Consider the following 17,792-nt stretch of genomic DNA (forward strand, 5'->3'; position numbering starts at 1 on the left):
AAAATGTGTAACAGTGTACTGAATGAATTAGAAGAATTAGTCTCAAAATATATTCATGAGGAAATCAACTTTTATGATTTTAAAGGTTTTATAATTGGTAAAAGTAATACTTTAAATGATTATATAAACTTTAAATATGATTTAGTCATGATAATAGAGAATTGGTTTGAATATGTGGAGTTCTGCTATTTTGAGAAAAATTGGAAGCAGTATTCTTTGGAGTTAGGATTTTTTTTAATTAAAGGAATTAAAAGTTATCCTGAAGAGGTTTCTTTGCCATCAGATTCTATAATAGTAAAAGAGCAATTTTCTCGTTATTTATCCTGATTTAAAGTTGAGAGAAAGGAAGTATTCAGGATTTTGATTGAAAACAGAGAAATGGACTTTTTTTTAGTGAAATAGAGTAATTTAAAAAAAGACTATCAATTTTAGATAGTCTTTTTTTATAAAACTAGAGAACGATTAGATGAAAAAATTAATTAAATTAATGCCAGATTATCAATGCTATCCTTTATGGGAATATGATGAACTTGGTTTAGTAGCTAATTTAAATCCAGAAAATTTACCAATATCAAAGTTATTAATAGATAAACTTATTTTATGGTCAGATAGGTATGATGAAACTTTATGTTTAGATAATCCTATTAATTCTGGTTTTAAGTCCAGAGAGGATGAAAAAAAATTCCAACTATTAGGAGAGGAATTGTTTAAATCTTTAAGAGAAGAGTTAAGTGGTCAGTATGATGTTATCTATGAAATTTAAGAGATCTTAGAAAGATGCTATAAAATTAACCTAAGTATATGATTTTTATAAGTTTGATTATTTTTTAAAAGTGCTTACACATTTGAGTATAAGCATAATTTCCATTCTATTGAAAAACAATAGATTCTATATGCTACATGTTTAACTAACCACAATCCATTTTCAGCTTGGAAAAACTCAAATCCACTCTTATATAGTTTTAAAGAATGAATCTTTAAATACCAATAAAAAAGCGGTGACCAAGCAAGGAGATCAGAGCCGCGCTTTAAATGCAGTAACTACGGCAATTACTAGCGCACTTGGTGGACAAACTGATATTCAGGTTGCAGCCAATGTAATTGGCGAGAAGTTTGGACATGGAGAAGACAAGAACAAGGCAGCACAATTAGCAAGTCATGCAATTCTGGGTGCAACGCTAGCTTAACAACGATAGTAAGACAGCAATTAATCCTGATACTAGTGAGTTTGATGCAAATTTATTAGCAGAGAACATCAAATCAGATATTCGAGATTTAACAGCACAAGCCATAGAGAATTGCTTAAACTTCTTATGAAGCAAAAAATAAAGATCTGATGCACACTTAAGACTGAACATAAGTCTAATCAAACTGTGGTGAATTACAGTAAAGGTCAAAGCTTGCTATAGCAACACCACAGAGAGGCAGAGCTTTATATATGGCAGGTTTCCAAATCTTTTACTCCATTTAACATAATATACATTATACGAACAGTTGTATAATTCAATATTGCCCCATAGCTTGGTAGCTATCTTTCATTTGTTTGTAGTGCTTATTTCTTTCTAGCTATTGCGGTACTTTTAGCTATGTGGAATGAATTTTTATTCTAATTAAATTCAGCACTAGCATCTTCTGACGTTGCTATTGATAGATAATAAATAGGATTTATAAAATCTAATTAAATAGAAATTATGATTAGGTTTGGCTAATAATCGCTTGTTTGATTTTTATTGAGCTTTCTCTCTACCTAGCGCTCCTAGAAATTAAAACTATATTTCGATAGACCATTTTCCTAAAATCTTTAAAGTCTATGCTAAATTCTAATTTATTAACTCTGATATGCTCCAATCCGCAATATAAAGCAAATTTAATTACAGATTGGTTGAATAATGTATATTTAGTCACATTTTTATTGAAATCTATATTTTATTTCTCAGTAATAATTTTGAAATATAAATTATAAATTAAAAAATGAATTATATTTTTATTAAATATTTTAATGTATATCATGCTGTTTTAATTTGCAGTCTGTTTTTTTATTAATCATTATTTTATAAATTTTTATAAATAACAATAACTTAATATTGTTTTGGTGGTTTTATTATTAATAAATTTTTAGAAATCATAACTATTACATTATTTAAAGTATTTAATGTGATTTATATCACGTATAAATTAATGATTTTTTATTATTTAAAGCTTAATGATTGTTTTTAAATTAAAAATAAGGTATCACATATATATAAACTATTTTATAAATAGGTATATAAAATGAAAAATAATATATTTAAACTTCTTGTTTTGATGGTGCTTTCCTCTTCCCCACTATTTTGTTATGCAAGTAACACAATAATGATAAGAGGAAATATTGTTGAAGATACATGTTCAAGAGAACATAGCGAGATAGAATGTGTTGAGGTAAATAATTTAAATATTAAACTTGATAGTGAATATTTAAATAAAGATAGTCTTTTTAAATTAGCTCAACATACTGAGAAAATGGACACAAGCATTGAGAGCATAAGTTCTAACCACAAAGTCGTGCTTATTAATTACCATTAATATCCAAACTTATTTTTGCAGTAAGTTTGATGAAAGAGTGATTTGTCGAATCCATCGCATGTTTTGATGAATTGATTGATGAGTCACTCTTTTTTTATAAAAAATGACTATTTGTATATTTTTCTGTATACATATGCATAATTTATTCTATATAATTGTATTCTAAGAATTTAAGCTTATTTTTCACATAATTTGTTTAATTCTTTTTTATTTACATCGTGTTCTTATGTAATTTTCTTCTCTTTATAGCTTTTCTTTTTTATAAAATAAAAAAACTTTCATAAACAATGATATAGACCATTGATGGTCGGCCTGAACTTCAAATACAAAGCGTGATTTAATTAAAATTATGAAAAAATAATGTGATCTAGTTTGCATTTTGTTTAAGAAGTGTTAAGATCGCCGCATTACTTTTCAAGATGTCAAACACTGGAAAAGTAAGGAAATAAACTTTTATCCAGACTTTTGAGAAAACACTATGAAAAAACTTGCTTTGATCGCTGCTCTTTCGGTTGTAGGGATTGCTAATGCTCAAGCTGCTGATGGTACAATTACAATTAATGGTTTAGTTACAGACAAAACTTGTGACATCGTTACCCCTGCTGGTAAAGACTTCACAGTTACTCTTCCAACTGTTTCTAAACAAACTTTAGCTGTTGCTGGGGATGTTGCTGGTCGTACTCCTTTCCAAATCAACTTAGCTAACTGTTCACAAGGTAAAGTAGCTACTTACTTCGAACCAGGTGCAACTGTTGACTTTAATACTGGTCGCTTACTTAACCAAGACGCTACTGGTGCTAAAAACGTTAACGTTCAACTTTTAGGTAGCAACAACAACTTCATCCCAGTACTTGCTGCGGGTGCAAACGGTGCTCAAGCTAACTCTCAATGGGTTGACGTAGCTGATGGCGCAGGTGCTGACCTTAACTACTACGCTGAATACTATGCAACTGGCGCTTCTACTGCTGGTAAAGTAACTACTTCTGTTCAATACACAATTATCTATCAATAATTAATTGATAGCGGGGTTTCTATGTCCGCATGGAAACCCTGTTTTGTGTAACGCTTTCCTGAATCTTTCTTGGTTGAGAACTCGAAAATGAAATTGAACAGTTATAATTTTTTGTTAGGTTTAGCATTTGCTTCAGCAGTTATTGCACCTGCTACTCAAGCAGAAATTGTAATTCATGGCACTCGTGTAATTTACCCGTCAGATGCTAGAGAAGTTACGCTACAAGTTAGCAATAACGGTTCAAAGCCAGCACTTGTCCAAGCTTGGATTGACGAAGGTGACCCAAAAAGTACACCGGACCAATCAAAAGTTCCTTTTATGATTGCTCCTCCTATTTCTCGTGTTGAAGCAACGAAAAGTCAGACTCTTCGTATTACAGCTTTACCAAATGCTTCTCAGTTAAATCAGAAGCAAGAAACAGTTCTGTGGTTGAATATTTTAGATATTCCACCAAGACCTACTTCAAAAAGTGAAGATACGACGCCTGATAATTTCTTACAACTTGCAATTCGTTCACGTATTAAATTCTTCTATCGTCCTTCATCGATTAAAGAAGATGCGAATTTAGCATCAGATAAGCTTCAATGGATTAAATCTGGTCAAAATTTAACTGTAAAAAATCCTACCCCTTTTCATATCACAATGACTTCTGTTTACCAAAAGGCAGGTGATAAAAAGGTTGATTTATTACCTCAGGGGCTAATGATTAAGCCTTTCTCTGAAGCGTCAGTTCAGCTTAAGAATGGCAACCTTCAAGATATGAGTTTTATTAACGTCAATGACTATGGTGGTCGCGTTGAGCACCCGATAAAACTTCAGTAATCAGATTTATCTTTTTAATAAATTTAAGCACCTATATGTGTAGGCGGACTTAGCTATGCCAAAAAAAAGGCAAGAATCTTATAAATTATTAAAACGCCATATTTGTTACTACTTGGCTTCTGGTGTTGTCACAATGACAATGCCTGTATTCGTGCATGCTGAAGAAACAACTACGAGTGCTCCAGTAGAGGCTGAATTTGATTCTGCTTTTTTAATTGGGGATGCTCAAAAAGTTGATATTTCTCGTTTTAAATATGGAAACCCTGTTTTACCAGGCGAATATAACGTTGACGTTTATGTAAATGGTCAATGGTTTGGCAAACGTCGTATGGTCTTTAAAGCATTAGACCCTAATAAAAATGCAGTAACGTGTTTCACAGGAACAAACCTGCTTGAGTACGGCGTTAAACAAGAGATTTTGTCTAAACACACTACCCTTCAAAAAGAAAATAATAGTTGTTATAAAATTGAAGAGTGGGTTGAAAATGCATTCTATGAGTTTGATACCTCTCGTTTACGTGTAGATATTTCTATTCCGCAAGTTGCTTTGCAAAAAAATGCGCAAGGTTATGTCGACCCAAGCGTATGGGATCGTGGTATCAATGCTGGTTTTCTGTCTTATAGTGGTAGTGCTTATAAAACATTTAATCAGTCGAATGATCAAAGCGAAACAACAAACGCATTTATGGGTGTTACAGCTGGTTTAAATATTGCTGGCTGGCAATTACGTCATAATGGCCAATGGCAGTGGCAAGATACGCCTGCTGAAAATCAATCTAAATCAGATTATCAAGAAACAAGTACTTACTTACAGCGTGCATTTCCTAAGTACCGTGGTGTTTTAACGTTAGGTGACAGCTTTACCAATGGCGAAGTATTTGACTCTATTGGTTATCGTGGTATCGATTTCTCAAGTGATGACCGAATGCTACCAAATAGTATGTTAGGTTACGCCCCGCGTATTCGTGGTAACGCAAAAACCAATGCAAAAGTTGAAGTTCGTCAACAAGGCCAACTTATCTATCAAACAACTGTTGCACCAGGTAATTTTGAGATTAATGACCTTTACCCTACTGGTTTTGGTGGGGAAATTGAAGTTTCTATTATTGAAGCAAATGGTCAAATACAAAAATTTTCGGTTCCATATGCTTCAGTTGTACAAATGTTGCGTCCAGGTGTAAACCGTTATTCTTTAACTGTAGGTCAGTTCCGAGATCAGGATATCGACCTTAACCCTTGGGTAATTCAAGGTAAATACCAACAAGGTATTAACAATTACCTAACAGGCTATACGGGCATACAAGCTACAGAAAATTATGCTGCTGTATTGTTAGGTGCTGCTTTTGCTACACCAATTGGTGCTGTTGCGTTAGATGTGACCCACTCTGAAGCCGACTTTGAAAAACAGTCATCACAATCTGGGCAAAGTTTTCGTTTAAGCTATAGTAAGTTAATTTCTCCGACTAACACAAACTTAACTCTTGCTGCATATCGTTACTCGACAGAAAACTTCTATAAATTACGTGATGCTCTACTTATTCGTGATTTAGAAGAAAAAGGTGTAAACACTTATGCGGCTGCGGGCCACCAGCGTAGTGAATTCCAAATTACTTTAAACCAAGGACTTCCTGAAGGTTGGGGTAACTTCTATGTAGTAGGTTCGTGGGTTGACTATTGGAACCGTAGCGAAAGTACTAAACAGTACCAAATTGGTTATAGCAATAACTACCATGGTTTAACTTATGGTTTATCTGCGATTAACCGTAAGGTTGAGTACGGTTCAAATGATGCGACGCATGATACTGAATATTTAATGACGCTTTCATTCCCGATTAACTTTAAGAAGAATTCAGTCAACGTCAACGTTACTGCTTCTGAAGACAGCCGTACTGTTGGTGCAAGCGGAATGGTTGGCGATCGCTTTAGTTATGGTGCCTCTGTTTCACATCAAGACTATGCAAACCCAACGTTTAACGCTAATGGTCGTTATCGTATGAACTATGCAACTGTTGGTGGCTCTTATAGTATTGCTGACTCTTACCAACAAGCAATGGTTAGCTTAAGTGGTAGTGTAGTTGCGCATTCTGACGGTATTTTATTTGGACCTGAGCAAGGTCAAACAATGGTACTTGTACATGCACCTGATGCAGCTGGAGCAAAAGTTAATAATACTGTTGGTTTAAGCGTAAATAAGGCTGGTTATGCGGTTATCCCGTATGTAACACCTTACCGCCTAAATGATATTACGCTTGACCCACAAGAGATGTCGAGCCAAGTAGAATTAGAAGAAACAAGTCAACGTATCGCACCTTTTGCTGGTGCAATTGCGAAAGTGGATTTTGCGACCAAGACAGGTTATGCAGTCTACATTAATAGTAAAACTGCTGATGGCAACAGTTTACCATTTGGAGCTCAAGTCTTTAATCAAAAAGATGAAGCTGTAGGTATTGTTGCACAAGGTAGTATGATTTACTTACGTACCCCACTTGCTCAAGATAGTCTCTATGTAAAATGGGGCGACGAAAGCAATGAGCGTTGTTCAGTTAAGTACAACATCAGTAATCAGTTGCAAAATAAGCAACAAAGCATGGTAATGACTGAGGCTGTCTGCAAATGAAAAGAATATTATTAACAGGTTTCTTATTTACGGCTGGTCTTGGTGTATATGGTGAAGCTAATGCCGCTTGTACCCCTGAAACTGGATATAACAAAGTATTTAAGACAGTAGATATTCCTATGGCAGTTGGACGTGTGGTAGTTCGTCCAACTGATGAAGTTGGAAAAGTATTAAGAAAAGCTACCTTCCCAATTACTCCTAATGGTTCAACTTACTGGTGTGATTCATATGGAGGATATTTAGAAGCTAATCTTACACAAAATTATGCTATCAGCCCCATAGGAAATAGTGTCTATTCAACAAATATCCCTGGGATTGGTATTCGCCTATATCGTGAAGCAGAAAATGCTACAAATTTCTCTGGTTATTATCCTTACCGAGCAGCCACTCAAAGGAACACAAGATATACGCTAGCAACTGGATATTTTGTTGTCGAAATTGTGAAAACTGCTGCGCAGACTGGTTCTGGCACCTTGGTACCTGGCCGTTATAGTACTTATAATGCTTCTGGTTATTCAGCTGTTCCATGGTTAACAAGTACTGTATATGGTAATGCAATTACCATTGCTTCTTCTTCATGTGAAATTCAAGGTAATATCAATAAAGTTGTACAGCTTCCAACCGTTACAAAGGCGGGATTCAAAGGCGTTGGTTCTACTCAAGGCGAACAAACCTTTGATATGAATATCTTATGTAATGGTGGTATCAATCCAACAGGTTATGAAGAGAAAAACCTCATTAGTTTAACTTATGACTTTACCCAAGACGGAACAAACACTCAGGTACTCGCAAATACTGCTCCAACATCTGAAAAAGCAAACGGCGTAGGTGTACAGTTACTCTGGAACTATCAAAATAAAAATCAGGTCATCAAAAAAGGTGACAAATTAGCCTTAGGTACATTGTCTTCTAACCAGACAATTCAATATAACGTACCAATGACTGCCCGCTACTATCAAACTGCAACAAATGTGACTGCTGGTAAGGTCCGTGCAATGGCTACTGTAACTATTGAATATGATTAATCATATTCAATAGTTTTTTAAACCTAATAATTTTAAATATTAATAATAAATTTTGTTTTATCACTACTTTCTAAGAATTTTATACTTAACTTAATAGGAATATTTATGAAAAAAATAGGTATAGTTGCTGTTAGTGCAATTACATTATGTTGGGCAATGTATGAGGTATCTTCTGATAATACGACTACCGTATCGCAGAATGAATCTAGCCAAAAAGTAGCATCTAAAAGCATTTCGTCCACTACAAAGAATGAAAAGTTAGCGTCTCAAACCCTCTTGGCTAAAACTACCGCCCTTAATTCCTCTGCCCCAGTCTGTAAATATAATTTTGATGCGACTCAAGAAGATTATGATCTCTGGAACAATGAACATACTGACTATTGGCCAATTAAAATATTCCCATTAATAATTGGCCAAAAATTTAGTCTTAAAGTAGAGCCTATGCCAGAAAATGAGTATGGTACTGTAGAGTATGTAGCTAGAAGTAAAGCTAGTCTTAATTCTACTAATGACATTGGTGATTTAATAATACCTCACACAGGTATTATTGCATTTGAAATAGAGCTTAAGATCCCAACCTCAGCTCTTGGGAGCTCATCACTTGGTAATTCTGCTTATTACTCTTCTGGCATTGGTTTTAATGGTGTAACAAATAATGGCTATACAGTCAGATCCAATTTTAGGTTTAATATGGGTACTTATGATCCAGATTTTGGTGAGAATCCTGCTAGATTAAGCTATTCTGTAGCTTACCGACTTAGTGATGAGACTGGCCCTGACAGTCGATATTCTAAAGGTCAAAACATGACAAATAATGCAAATGGATACCAAAGATTAGGTATTTATATTAATCAGAACACTAAGCAAGTTGGCTTTATTATAAATGGTGTTGATCAAGGATATAAATCTACTTTGCCTGCGCCACTTGAGAATATACGCTTTTTTGTTTCAAGTGATATATCAATAGATGCCGAACAATTATTTGGACAAGAGTTGTCGAACGAACTGATTACTGACCGTAATGCGCTACAGTTTAACTACCCTCAGGGTACCACTGACATGTGTGGTAATGCCATTTAAGATATAAAACTATAAATCGTAAAAAAGGGCTGAATCACAGCCCTTTTTCTTTTATTTAGAAATGAATGACTGTACGAATTGATTTACCTTCGTGCATTAAATCAAAAGCGGTATTAATGTCTTGTAAAGGCATAGTATGAGTCACAAAAGGTTCAAGTTGAATCTCACCTTTCATAGCATCTTCGACCATTTTAGGAAGTTGTGAGCGGCCTTTTACCCCACCAAAAGCAGTACCCAACCACTTACGGCCCGTCACTAACTGGAATGGTCGTGTCGAAATTTCTTGGCCTGCACCAGCTACACCAATAATAACAGATTGTCCCCAACCACGATGTGCGCACTCTAGAGCCGAGCGCATAACATTGACGTTACCAATACATTCAAATGAATGATCTACGCCCCAGCCTGTCATTTCTACAATCACTTGCTGAATAGGTTGATCATAATCTTTAGGGTTTAAGAAATCGGTAGCACCAAACTGTTTAGCAAGTTCAAATTTATCTGGGTTTGTATCTACGACGATAATGCGCCCTGCTTTAGCTTGACGTGCACCTTGTACAACCGCCAAACCAATACCGCCTAGACCAAATATAGCAACAGAATCACCTTCTTGTACTTTTGCTGTGTTATGCACGGCGCCAATACCAGTTGTCACACCACATCCAAGTAAACAAACTTGTTCGTGATTCGCTTTAGGATTGATTTTTGCTAATGATACCTCTGCAACTACCGTATATTCACTAAAGGTTGAACAACCCATATAGTGATAAATTGGTTCGCCGTTATATGAAAAACGTGTGGTTCCATCCGGCATTACACCTTTACCTTGAGTAGCACGTACCGCAACACATAAGTTAGTTTTTCCAGATTTACAGAATAAGCATTCTTTACATTCAGCTGTATAAAGTGGAATCACGTGATCACCTGGTTGAACGCTTGTTACGCCCTCACCCACTTCAACCACAACACCTGCGCCTTCATGACCTAAGATGGCAGGAAAAACACCTTCTGGGTCATCTCCAGATAATGTAAAAGCATCGGTATGACAAACGCCCGTATGGGTAATTTTTATTAAAACTTCACCCGCTTGAGGTGGTGCAACATCAACTTCAACAATTTCTAAAGGTTTTCCTGGGGCAAAGGCGACAGCTGCACGAGATTTCATCTTTGGGTTTCCTTTAAATCATTCGGTATTTATAGTCGAGCAAAATAGATTATATATTGATAATACAAGAGCTTAATTTTGCTTAAATTACAATTGGCTTTCATGACAATCTATCACAGCATAGCCAGTCAAATACATCTAAGCAAGCCTACATTTAAAAAAGAAGAAAACCTCTTACTTGAAGAGGTTTCTTATCAAATCATTAGCTTATAAGCAGCTTGTTTTTACTTAGAGGTAAATATCTGGTGGATATGGTGTGTTATCACTAATTGGAGAATAAAGTGTATTTTCAACAAAGAAGCCATTGGGGGCTTGAGTGGTATCAATCGTAATTGAATCAAACATAACTTGTGGATATGCCCAGATAAATTGCTTCATTAACCCTAAAGAAACATTGTTTTTCATGTCACCAAAAATTCGTTGCCAAATAGGTGTTCGATATGGCTTGTTTTTATCAAAACCATAGATATAAGCAATAGAGGCATCGGGAACAAAACCAGATAAATAAATGACTTTGTTGGCAGGGTAGCCTAACCCTTGTATAGGAATCTGAGAAACTGCCTGATGTGCCAAGTCTAAGCGAGCTTCTAATAGCCAGTCATAAGCCTCTGTCATCATGTAATCAAAATTAGGATATGAGTAGTGCTGGCTTGGATAGTTAATATAAGTAGCTAAAGTCTGAATTGGGGACTGAATGGAAGGAAAGAAAATGAGCGGACTAACTTTGGCACTGGAATATTTTGCTTTGATCACGCTACGAATATTTTGACAGGTTTGTCCTAATTTATTTCTAAGCCATGTTTTAAACTCATCATAAGGCGTTCCTGTTTTATTCATTGCTTCATAAATTGTACCCAAATCTGGTGCATATAATCCTGTATCTGCATTAAAAGCCAGTTTTGTTGGATAGTCATACACACAAGGTAGATTCGTGTCAGTGTTATACCACCACCAAGGTTCACCAATCTGCATATTTACATCGCATTCACCCACTACCATTGCATCTGCAAACTCAATAAAGACTTTATGTAGATATGCCAAAGCATTCTGGTGACTTAAACTAAAAAAATAGCTCGGTGGTTGGTAGCCTGTTTTACCTAAATTACTGTTCCAGTCACGCTGTGCCCAATATTCATTGGCCCCCAAGGAATACATTTCAAAGCTTACCCCAAAGATGGGTTGCAAACTGGCGTTATGTAAAGCCTGGGCATATTTCTCATGCCATTTACGAGTGCATGAGTTAACGACCGCCTCGCCTGTCACCAACGTATCAGGTATTTGCCATTTATTAATATCGCTTTTCCATGTCATTTCTGGATAATGCGACATTCCACAATAGTGGTTAACGAAACCCTGGTATCCCAAAGCGACCATATTGTTGACTAGGCGTTGCGGGTTTAAGTCATAGTGATCATCATAGCTGGTGCAGATGCCATAATTGTGCTGTGGCACAACTACGCGGCTCAAATTTAACTTTGCATTTGTTCCAGTTACAATGGAGTTAGTGAGGCGAATGTAGCCATCTTTTGGTTGACTTAAAGGTATAGCGGTTTGACCATTATAGTCACTGGTAAAGCCCGAAAATGAGATTCGCTGAATATTGGTTACCGGAAAGCTATCTGTAGCAGAGAAGCCTGCTTTTACTGTATCCCAATTAATACGAATATGCGCCGTTCGCGAGGAAGGATTATTTGCGTAATTAAATAGAACAATATATGCAATTTTATTTACGCCATTTTCATTGTAGTACACCGTTAAAGTGGGCGTTAAACTTGGATTGTTCAGCACTGGCATAGAAGCCGATAATTCAATATCAAAATCCCACACTACCCCTGCATAGCTATATTTGGTTTGATACGCTAAAAATTTATGATCTTTAGTGTCATAAGAATCCCAAGTAATTCCAACCAAATCATTTGTCATACGTGATCTAAAAGATGCTTCAAAACCATTTCCATAGTTCGTAATGGCGAAAGACATCGTTTGCGGGCCGTCTATTCTCCAATAAATAGGGCTAAACCGATCAATAAGTGTATTCTGAGTGATTGGACGAGGTGATGTATTAGTATTATTTTGTACATTCTGTGAGTTATTTATCATGTCTACATTCTCTTAATGTATTAAGAAATTTTATATTAAATAATAATTCCTATTTTATTGTTCAGATAAGTAACAATGACGTTTAAATTATTTACAGTTTATATTTTTCATAAAGTTCAAAATAAAATTAAACATGAAATCTTAATATTATCCTAAAATATTTTTACACTGAGGAGTTAATAAATGGAAACTTTTATACAGCCTATAAATTTTAAGGGTTTGTTTTTATTTACTCCACTTGTATTTGCATTATCAGGTTGTACAGAAACTTTATATTCCAACACAACGTCACCCGCAAAGACCTTTTCGGAAAGTAACTCTTATCCAGAGATCGACCCAGTGTTAGGAGAAAAGTTACAACCTAATGAAAAGTTAATAGCCGATCACATAGCTCAAGTCATTGAAAAATCGATTCGGGAACAGTATACGGCTGGAAATGCTTTACGTGATGCACATCCTAAGGCGCATGGTTGTGTTCGTGCCGATTTTCATGTCTCAAAAAATATACCTGCCCAGTTTGCTAAAGGAATGTTTATTCCAGATCGAAGTTATCAAGCATGGATTCGATTTTCTAATGCTTCAAATGACGCCTCTAATGCCGACATTAAAAAAGATGCACGTGGCATCGCAATAAAAATTTTAGGTGTGTCTGGACAGAAAATTTTAGAAAGTGAAAAGCAAGCAACTACTCAAGATTTTATTATGATTAATCATCCAGTCTTTTTTGCGAATGATGCTAAACGATACCTTTCTTTTATGAATGACGTGAATAGCCATAATATGATTAGAAAACTTCACATTCCATTCGCTTTAGGTTTTAAGGGAACAATGAATGCTCTTGGAGCACGTAATTCACAAATTGCAAATCCATTATACGCACGTTATTGGTCTATGGTTCCCTATCAGTTAGGACTTGGTAATGATCGACAAGCAGTTAAATATTCAGTACGTGCTTGTTCAATGCAGCCAAATAATCTACCTAAAAATCCTAGTCATGATTTCTTAAGAGAAGCTTTAAAGAATACTTTGCAAAGTACAGATGCTTGTATGGAATTTCTTATTCAACCACGAACTTCAAATCAAATGTTGGTAGAAGACTCAATGACAGAATGGGATGAAAAAGCAGCTCCTTTTTATCAAGTAGCAACTATTCATATTCCCAAGCAGAACTTTGATACACCAGAACAAAATAAGTTTTGTGAGAATCTGTCTTTTACACCGTGGCATGCCCTACCTGAGCATAAACCATTAGGTGCAGTAAACCGAATGCGTAAAGTCATTTATGAAAACATCAGCAGAGTTCGACATGATATGAATTCAGCTCCTAGACAAGAACCTTAAATACTTTATCCATTGTGGTTTGGTATAAAATTTTTTTACAGATGAGTGTTTGCAATTGCTTCTTTTTAAGGGAGATTTTTGCTTGTATCGATAGTAATTCGATCAATGAAATCTGCCAACCATAAAATAAAATCATCTTCGCTTTTATGCTTTGGAATCAAACTCATATCTAGCTTAATAGGAAGTTCATTTTTTACACTAATAACAACACCTTCGAAGTTCACAAAGTTATATAAAAACTTTAGTTCAGTGCCTGCAATAGCTTTTTTTATTTCTACAATAAGATTGTTTAAATTTCTAAAATGATTGTTTGAATAAGAACTTTTAATATTTTTATTAATTTTTTCTGCTAATAGTAAATATTTTGGCATTTCTATCTCCTTATTAATTATTTGTAAAATATAAGTATAAGTTGAAAGCTATAAAAATAAGTTTTTAATTTTTATTAAATTGTTTCTGTATTTTTAATTTTAATTGATAAGTTATGTGCAATATAACTGTTTTATTGATTTAAAATGTGATTTATTTGGGATTTTATTCTGATTAAATTGGTGGGTATTCTTTAATCTCAGTTAAGGATAATTAATTAAGTTTTATATTAAATAGGCTCAATATTTAAAATGTTGAGCCTATTTAATTTTTAATATTCACTTAAGACTAAAAGTAAAAATTTACATCTTAAGTCAATTTTGGGAAACTCTTGATTTTATGAATTTTCCCACATTTTCTGCATTCTTTAACTTCGTCATGAGTAATATCAAAGTCATATTCCCAGACATGAATACAGAAAAGCTGTCTAAGGTTGTGGAGCATAGACACCTCCTTATAAAAAACCAACTAATTAGTAAGTTCTTTATGAATGTAGTTCGCTTATTTTGATGAGTTCTCCTCTTTAGCTTTATCCTCCTTGTGTTTACAGCAGTAACCGAAAACAGCCCCAGCACCAAAGAAAAACATAGCTTTGAACATACTTATCTCCAAACGATAGTTAAGTAAATTTAAAATTAACATTGAAGGTTGTATCTGTTTTTAGGCCAATGAGACAGATTCTGTGCGTTATGCAAACTTTTGTGAAAAGTTATAACAATATATTTTTTATGAATAAGGTGGGTAAAATTAAAAAACCGCCCCAGTAGGCGGTTGCTGAATTTACAGCGAGATATAGAAGTGTAGTGGACGATCACTTCTATATTTTTTATGTACTTATTTTTCTTGGCTTATAATTTTATTAAAGGCATCAGATTTGAAATAATTAATGATCATCTCTCCATCATCTTGTGTAGAAGATGATACTTTGGGTGGTTCCTCATAATTAAACTTAAAGTCTGGAGGAATAAATTTTGAGATTGGTGGAAGCTTTGCCTCACCTCCTGTTGTAATTCTTTCAATAAAACCTGCAAGCCAGAGTATATATTCATCTTTATTTTTATAGTTAGGCATAAGGCTCATGTCTAACTTAATGGCACACTCCTCTAAAGGCTTAGTTAGGCATTCCTCAAAATCTATAAAATTGTATTTAAGTTTAAATTTGGTGCCTTTAATTTCATTACGAATTACACCAACTAATTGATTTAAGTGTTCTGCCGAGCTTTCTGAAAATAAATTTTTGTCCTCAATCTTTTTATATACATTCTCAGCGATGATTAAATATTGTGGCATCTCTATTTTCTCCCTTTTATTATTAAGCTACTCACTCAGCCCTTTAAGGAAGTATGATAGATATCATGTTTTCTAATGTAATTGTTGTGCTGGCAATTGTAATTAGTGTGTTTTTGCGAAACCTGCAAGCATAACCATCCGAAAAAATTAAATTTAATGCAGACTAAGTCTCATTTTTAAAAATTCTTTAATCAAACAATATGTTTAGTTCATTTAAAGTTGGAAGTTCATCGTAAGATTCATCTGCATCTACTGTGTTTACCCAATTTGACTTTGAAACGATACAAAAATTAAGCTTTTTTAGCACAACAATATCTTGGTCTAATAAACCTAATGGAATCCACATAAAATCAGTAGTGCCTACCAAGTTAGGTACTGGTGAGCCACATTGACTGCAAAATGAAGATGTGAAGCCAGTTTCTTTTTTATAGGTACGGACAAGTTCTAAACCTGATAACCATTCAAATTTATCCTTATTTACTAATGTTGCTGCATTTGCCCCCGTTCCAGTTTGTTTACGGCAGAGACTACAGTGGCAATGATAGACCGTATTTATTTTCTTAGTAACTGAAAATTTGACTTCATTGCATAGACAAGAACCCACTTGGCTCATCTCAGGCATCCTTAAAAAAATAATATTGAATATAGCATTAGGCATAAAAGGGTTAAATTTAACTTTATATTTTTAAATAGATATATCTCTATAAAAATAAAGAATTGCTAGCGTTGAGGCTTGGCAGAATGTATTTATAACGTTTAATATGAATTTTGACATATAAATTGAATATAAAAATGCTGTGATGTGCTTATCTTGGATGCGACTTTAAAAGCTTACATGATTAATCAAATTTATCAGCAGTATAGTAGTATGGCATTAAATGCTTGGGGCTTTACACATACACCTTCGTATAACGGTACATACGACCCTGATGAGAATGATATAGTGACGAATAGCTTTAATTGGTTGAATGATGAGCAAGCTACAAAAAAAACAGAACAAGGACTGACTGCTTTTGTGGCATTAGATGATGCCTTTATCAGTATCGCTTCTCGTATGTATCTGATTAGAAATGCAAAAGAAAAAATCGATTTACAATATTATATTTGGACCAATGATTTTGTTGGAAACTTAATGCTGCACGAGTTACTAACGGCGGCAGATCGTGGTGTAAAAGTTCGGTTACTCATTGATGATCAAAATGGAGTAAAGCTGGATGGAGTTCTTAGAAGCCTTCTCCACCACCCCAATTTTGAAATTCGATTATTTAATCCATACAAGTTTAGATATTTAAGAATTTTAGACTATATTTTTCGGTTCAAAAAAGTAAACCATCGCATGCATAATAAGTTAATTATTGCGGATGGCGTGATTGCGGTAACAGGCGGTCGAAATATTAGTAGTGAATATTTTGACGCAAGTAGTAAATTTCAGTTTACAGATCTAGATATTTTATTTTATGGACATACCGTACAACATGCACAGTCTGTCTTTAATGATTTTTGGCAAAGTGATTTAAGTCAAAATGCTACTGAGCTGGTGGGAACATGTGCTGTTCACCATTTGCAAACACTAAGGCAGCACTACCATGATTTAATTCATGAAAGTGAAAATCATACTCAAACCGAAGATAAGCTTTACGATGCTCAAAGCTATTTAAAAGAACTTTTAGAGCACTATCCAATCCAGTGGTCAAAAGCATATTTTGTTGCTGATTCACCTAAAAAAATCTTAGGACTGGCCGCTAAAGAAGAAATGCTTTATGGGCAAGTCCTAAAGATTATGGGTGAACCAAAGCAGCATATCGAATTAGCTTCTGCTTATTTTGTTCCTACCCAACAAGGCACTTACTATTTAAAACAACTCAAGGTACAAGGTGTTAAAGTTAGGGTTTTAACCAACTCTTTTGCTGCAAATGACGTAGCAATTGTGCATGCTTTTTATAGTCAATATCGAGTTGAGATGCTCAAAAGTGGTGTAGAACTATTTGAGTTTAAGCCCTTTTTAGAACGCAGACGCAGAACTTGGTATGAAGTGGTGACTGGAAGTGTGATCCCTGCTAAAGGTAAAAATAAATCGAGCTTACATGCCAAGTTTTTTGATGTAGACGGTAAAGTATTTATTGGTTCGTTTAACTTTGATCCACGTTCGACTTACCTAAATACTGAGGTCGGTCTGGTTATTGAGTCGAGTCAATTACAAGCGCAAATTTCGGTCATGCTCGATCAGCACTTACCTCAAGTTGCTTACCAGCTTAAGTTAAATAGTGAAGGCAAAATTGTTTGGTTAGATTATCAGTCGGATGGAAAGATTGTTGAATATGAAAAAGATCCAGATACGAGCCTTTTCCAACGTACCATGATTAAAGCTGTTTCATATTTACCAGTTGAATGGATGATGTAACAGCATTT

15 protein-coding genes and 1 pseudogene are annotated in these 17,792 nt (G+C 34.7%); 11 read left to right on the top strand and 5 right to left on the bottom strand.

Annotated features, from left to right (window positions below):
• The first annotated feature begins 3 nt into the window (after positions 1-3).
• The 9 genes and pseudogenes from ACTJJH_RS02560 (at position 4) to ACTJJH_RS02600 (ending at position 9,118) form a co-directional block, all read left to right on the top strand.
• Positions 4-327 (top strand): hypothetical protein, encoded by a 324-nt coding sequence (locus ACTJJH_RS02560; protein ID WP_262729130.1) that lies wholly within the window; start codon positions 4-6, stop codon positions 325-327.
• A gap of 139 nt (positions 328-466) precedes the next feature.
• Positions 467-763 carry a hypothetical protein gene (locus tag ACTJJH_RS02565; protein ID WP_262729129.1) on the top strand — a complete coding sequence of 99 codons (297 nt, stop codon included), beginning with the start codon at positions 467-469 and terminating at the stop codon, positions 761-763.
• Positions 764-986: 223 nt separating this feature from the next.
• Positions 987-1,284 (top strand): annotated as a pseudogene (locus ACTJJH_RS02570) (VENN motif pre-toxin domain-containing protein); the annotation flags it as partial.
• 987 nt (positions 1,285-2,271) lie between these two features.
• Positions 2,272-2,562, top strand: coding sequence for a hypothetical protein (locus ACTJJH_RS02575; protein ID WP_005069200.1), 291 nt, complete (start codon positions 2,272-2,274; stop codon positions 2,560-2,562).
• 478 nt (positions 2,563-3,040) lie between these two features.
• Positions 3,041-3,574: a fimbrial protein gene (locus ACTJJH_RS02580; protein WP_002113678.1), complete on the top strand. Its 534-nt coding sequence runs from the start codon at positions 3,041-3,043 to the stop codon at positions 3,572-3,574.
• An 87-nt stretch (positions 3,575-3,661) separates the two neighbouring features.
• Positions 3,662-4,396: a fimbrial biogenesis chaperone gene (locus tag ACTJJH_RS02585; RefSeq protein ID WP_017398844.1), complete on the top strand. Its 735-nt coding sequence runs from the start codon at positions 3,662-3,664 to the stop codon at positions 4,394-4,396.
• Between the two features lie 55 nt (positions 4,397-4,451).
• Positions 4,452-7,013 carry a fimbria/pilus outer membrane usher protein gene (locus tag ACTJJH_RS02590; protein WP_440600682.1) on the top strand — a complete coding sequence of 854 codons (2,562 nt, stop codon included), beginning with the start codon at positions 4,452-4,454 and terminating at the stop codon, positions 7,011-7,013.
• Entirely contained in the window at positions 7,010-8,038 is a 1,029-nt protein-coding gene (locus ACTJJH_RS02595; protein WP_342371539.1) for a fimbrial protein, read from the top strand. Before ACTJJH_RS02590 ends, ACTJJH_RS02595 begins: the two co-directional genes overlap by 4 nt.
• 105 nt (positions 8,039-8,143) lie before the next feature.
• Positions 8,144-9,118 (top strand): DUF4882 family protein, encoded by a 975-nt coding sequence (locus ACTJJH_RS02600; RefSeq protein WP_440600683.1) that lies wholly within the window; start codon positions 8,144-8,146, stop codon positions 9,116-9,118.
• A gap of 55 nt (positions 9,119-9,173) precedes the next feature.
• Here the strand turns inward: ACTJJH_RS02600 and ACTJJH_RS02605 are convergent, their stop codons facing one another.
• Positions 9,174-10,283, bottom strand: a complete 1,110-nt coding sequence (locus ACTJJH_RS02605) for an S-(hydroxymethyl)glutathione dehydrogenase/class III alcohol dehydrogenase (protein WP_347758230.1) — start codon at positions 10,281-10,283, stop codon at positions 9,174-9,176.
• Positions 10,284-10,511: 228 nt separating this feature from the next.
• A complete protein-coding gene (locus ACTJJH_RS02610) occupies positions 10,512-12,383 on the bottom strand; it encodes a non-contractile tail sheath protein (RefSeq protein ID WP_410562243.1) in 1,872 nt (623 codons plus the stop codon).
• Positions 12,384-12,566: 183 nt separating this feature from the next.
• Here ACTJJH_RS02610 and ACTJJH_RS02615 point away from each other — a divergent pair, with 183 nt between their 5' ends.
• A complete protein-coding gene (locus ACTJJH_RS02615; protein WP_440600684.1) occupies positions 12,567-13,724 on the top strand; it encodes a catalase family protein in 1,158 nt (385 codons plus the stop codon).
• Between the two features lie 65 nt (positions 13,725-13,789).
• Here ACTJJH_RS02615 and ACTJJH_RS02620 read toward each other — a convergent pair whose 3' ends face one another.
• From ACTJJH_RS02620 to ACTJJH_RS02630, 3 genes are all read right to left on the bottom strand, one after another.
• Positions 13,790-14,095 (bottom strand): hypothetical protein, encoded by a 306-nt coding sequence (locus tag ACTJJH_RS02620; RefSeq protein WP_002113703.1) that lies wholly within the window; start codon positions 14,093-14,095, stop codon positions 13,790-13,792.
• 832 nt (positions 14,096-14,927) lie between these two features.
• On the bottom strand, positions 14,928-15,383 hold the full coding sequence (locus ACTJJH_RS02625) for a hypothetical protein (RefSeq protein WP_416678255.1): 456 nt from the start codon (positions 15,381-15,383) through the stop codon (positions 14,928-14,930).
• Positions 15,384-15,570: 187 nt separating this feature from the next.
• A complete protein-coding gene (locus ACTJJH_RS02630; RefSeq protein ID WP_440600685.1) occupies positions 15,571-16,005 on the bottom strand; it encodes a GFA family protein in 435 nt (144 codons plus the stop codon).
• 189 nt (positions 16,006-16,194) lie between these two features.
• Here ACTJJH_RS02630 and ACTJJH_RS02635 point away from each other — a divergent pair, with 189 nt between their 5' ends.
• Positions 16,195-17,784, top strand: coding sequence for a phospholipase D family protein (locus ACTJJH_RS02635; protein ID WP_086395242.1), 1,590 nt, complete (start codon positions 16,195-16,197; stop codon positions 17,782-17,784).
• Positions 17,785-17,792: the final 8 nt, after the last annotated feature.

The sequence above is a fragment of the Acinetobacter sp. 22301 genome (assembly GCF_052045285.1).
GTDB lineage: Bacteria > Pseudomonadota > Gammaproteobacteria > Pseudomonadales > Moraxellaceae > Acinetobacter > Acinetobacter pittii.

Bases quoted from the DNA above. Each gene is read 5' to 3' on its own strand.
- ACTJJH_RS02560 (WP_262729130.1), top strand. From the start codon at position 4: ATGTGTAACAGTGTACTGAATGAATTAGAAGAATTAGTCTCAAAATAT.
- ACTJJH_RS02565 (WP_262729129.1), top strand. From the start codon at position 467: ATGAAAAAATTAATTAAATTAATGCCAGATTATCAATGCTATCCTTTA.
- ACTJJH_RS02575 (WP_005069200.1), top strand. From the start codon at position 2,272: ATGAAAAATAATATATTTAAACTTCTTGTTTTGATGGTGCTTTCCTCT.
- ACTJJH_RS02580 (WP_002113678.1), top strand. From the start codon at position 3,041: ATGAAAAAACTTGCTTTGATCGCTGCTCTTTCGGTTGTAGGGATTGCT.
- ACTJJH_RS02585 (WP_017398844.1), top strand. From the start codon at position 3,662: ATGAAATTGAACAGTTATAATTTTTTGTTAGGTTTAGCATTTGCTTCA.
- ACTJJH_RS02590 (WP_440600682.1), top strand. From the start codon at position 4,452: ATGCCAAAAAAAAGGCAAGAATCTTATAAATTATTAAAACGCCATATT.
- ACTJJH_RS02595 (WP_342371539.1), top strand. From the start codon at position 7,010: ATGAAAAGAATATTATTAACAGGTTTCTTATTTACGGCTGGTCTTGGT.
- ACTJJH_RS02600 (WP_440600683.1), top strand. From the start codon at position 8,144: ATGAAAAAAATAGGTATAGTTGCTGTTAGTGCAATTACATTATGTTGG.
- ACTJJH_RS02605 (WP_347758230.1), bottom strand. From the start codon at position 10,283: ATGAAATCTCGTGCAGCTGTCGCCTTTGCCCCAGGAAAACCTTTAGAA.
- ACTJJH_RS02610 (WP_410562243.1), bottom strand. From the start codon at position 12,383: ATGATAAATAACTCACAGAATGTACAAAATAATACTAATACATCACCT.
- ACTJJH_RS02615 (WP_440600684.1), top strand. From the start codon at position 12,567: ATGGAAACTTTTATACAGCCTATAAATTTTAAGGGTTTGTTTTTATTT.
- ACTJJH_RS02620 (WP_002113703.1), bottom strand. From the start codon at position 14,095: ATGCCAAAATATTTACTATTAGCAGAAAAAATTAATAAAAATATTAAA.
- ACTJJH_RS02625 (WP_416678255.1), bottom strand. From the start codon at position 15,383: ATGCCACAATATTTAATCATCGCTGAGAATGTATATAAAAAGATTGAG.
- ACTJJH_RS02630 (WP_440600685.1), bottom strand. From the start codon at position 16,005: ATGCCTGAGATGAGCCAAGTGGGTTCTTGTCTATGCAATGAAGTCAAA.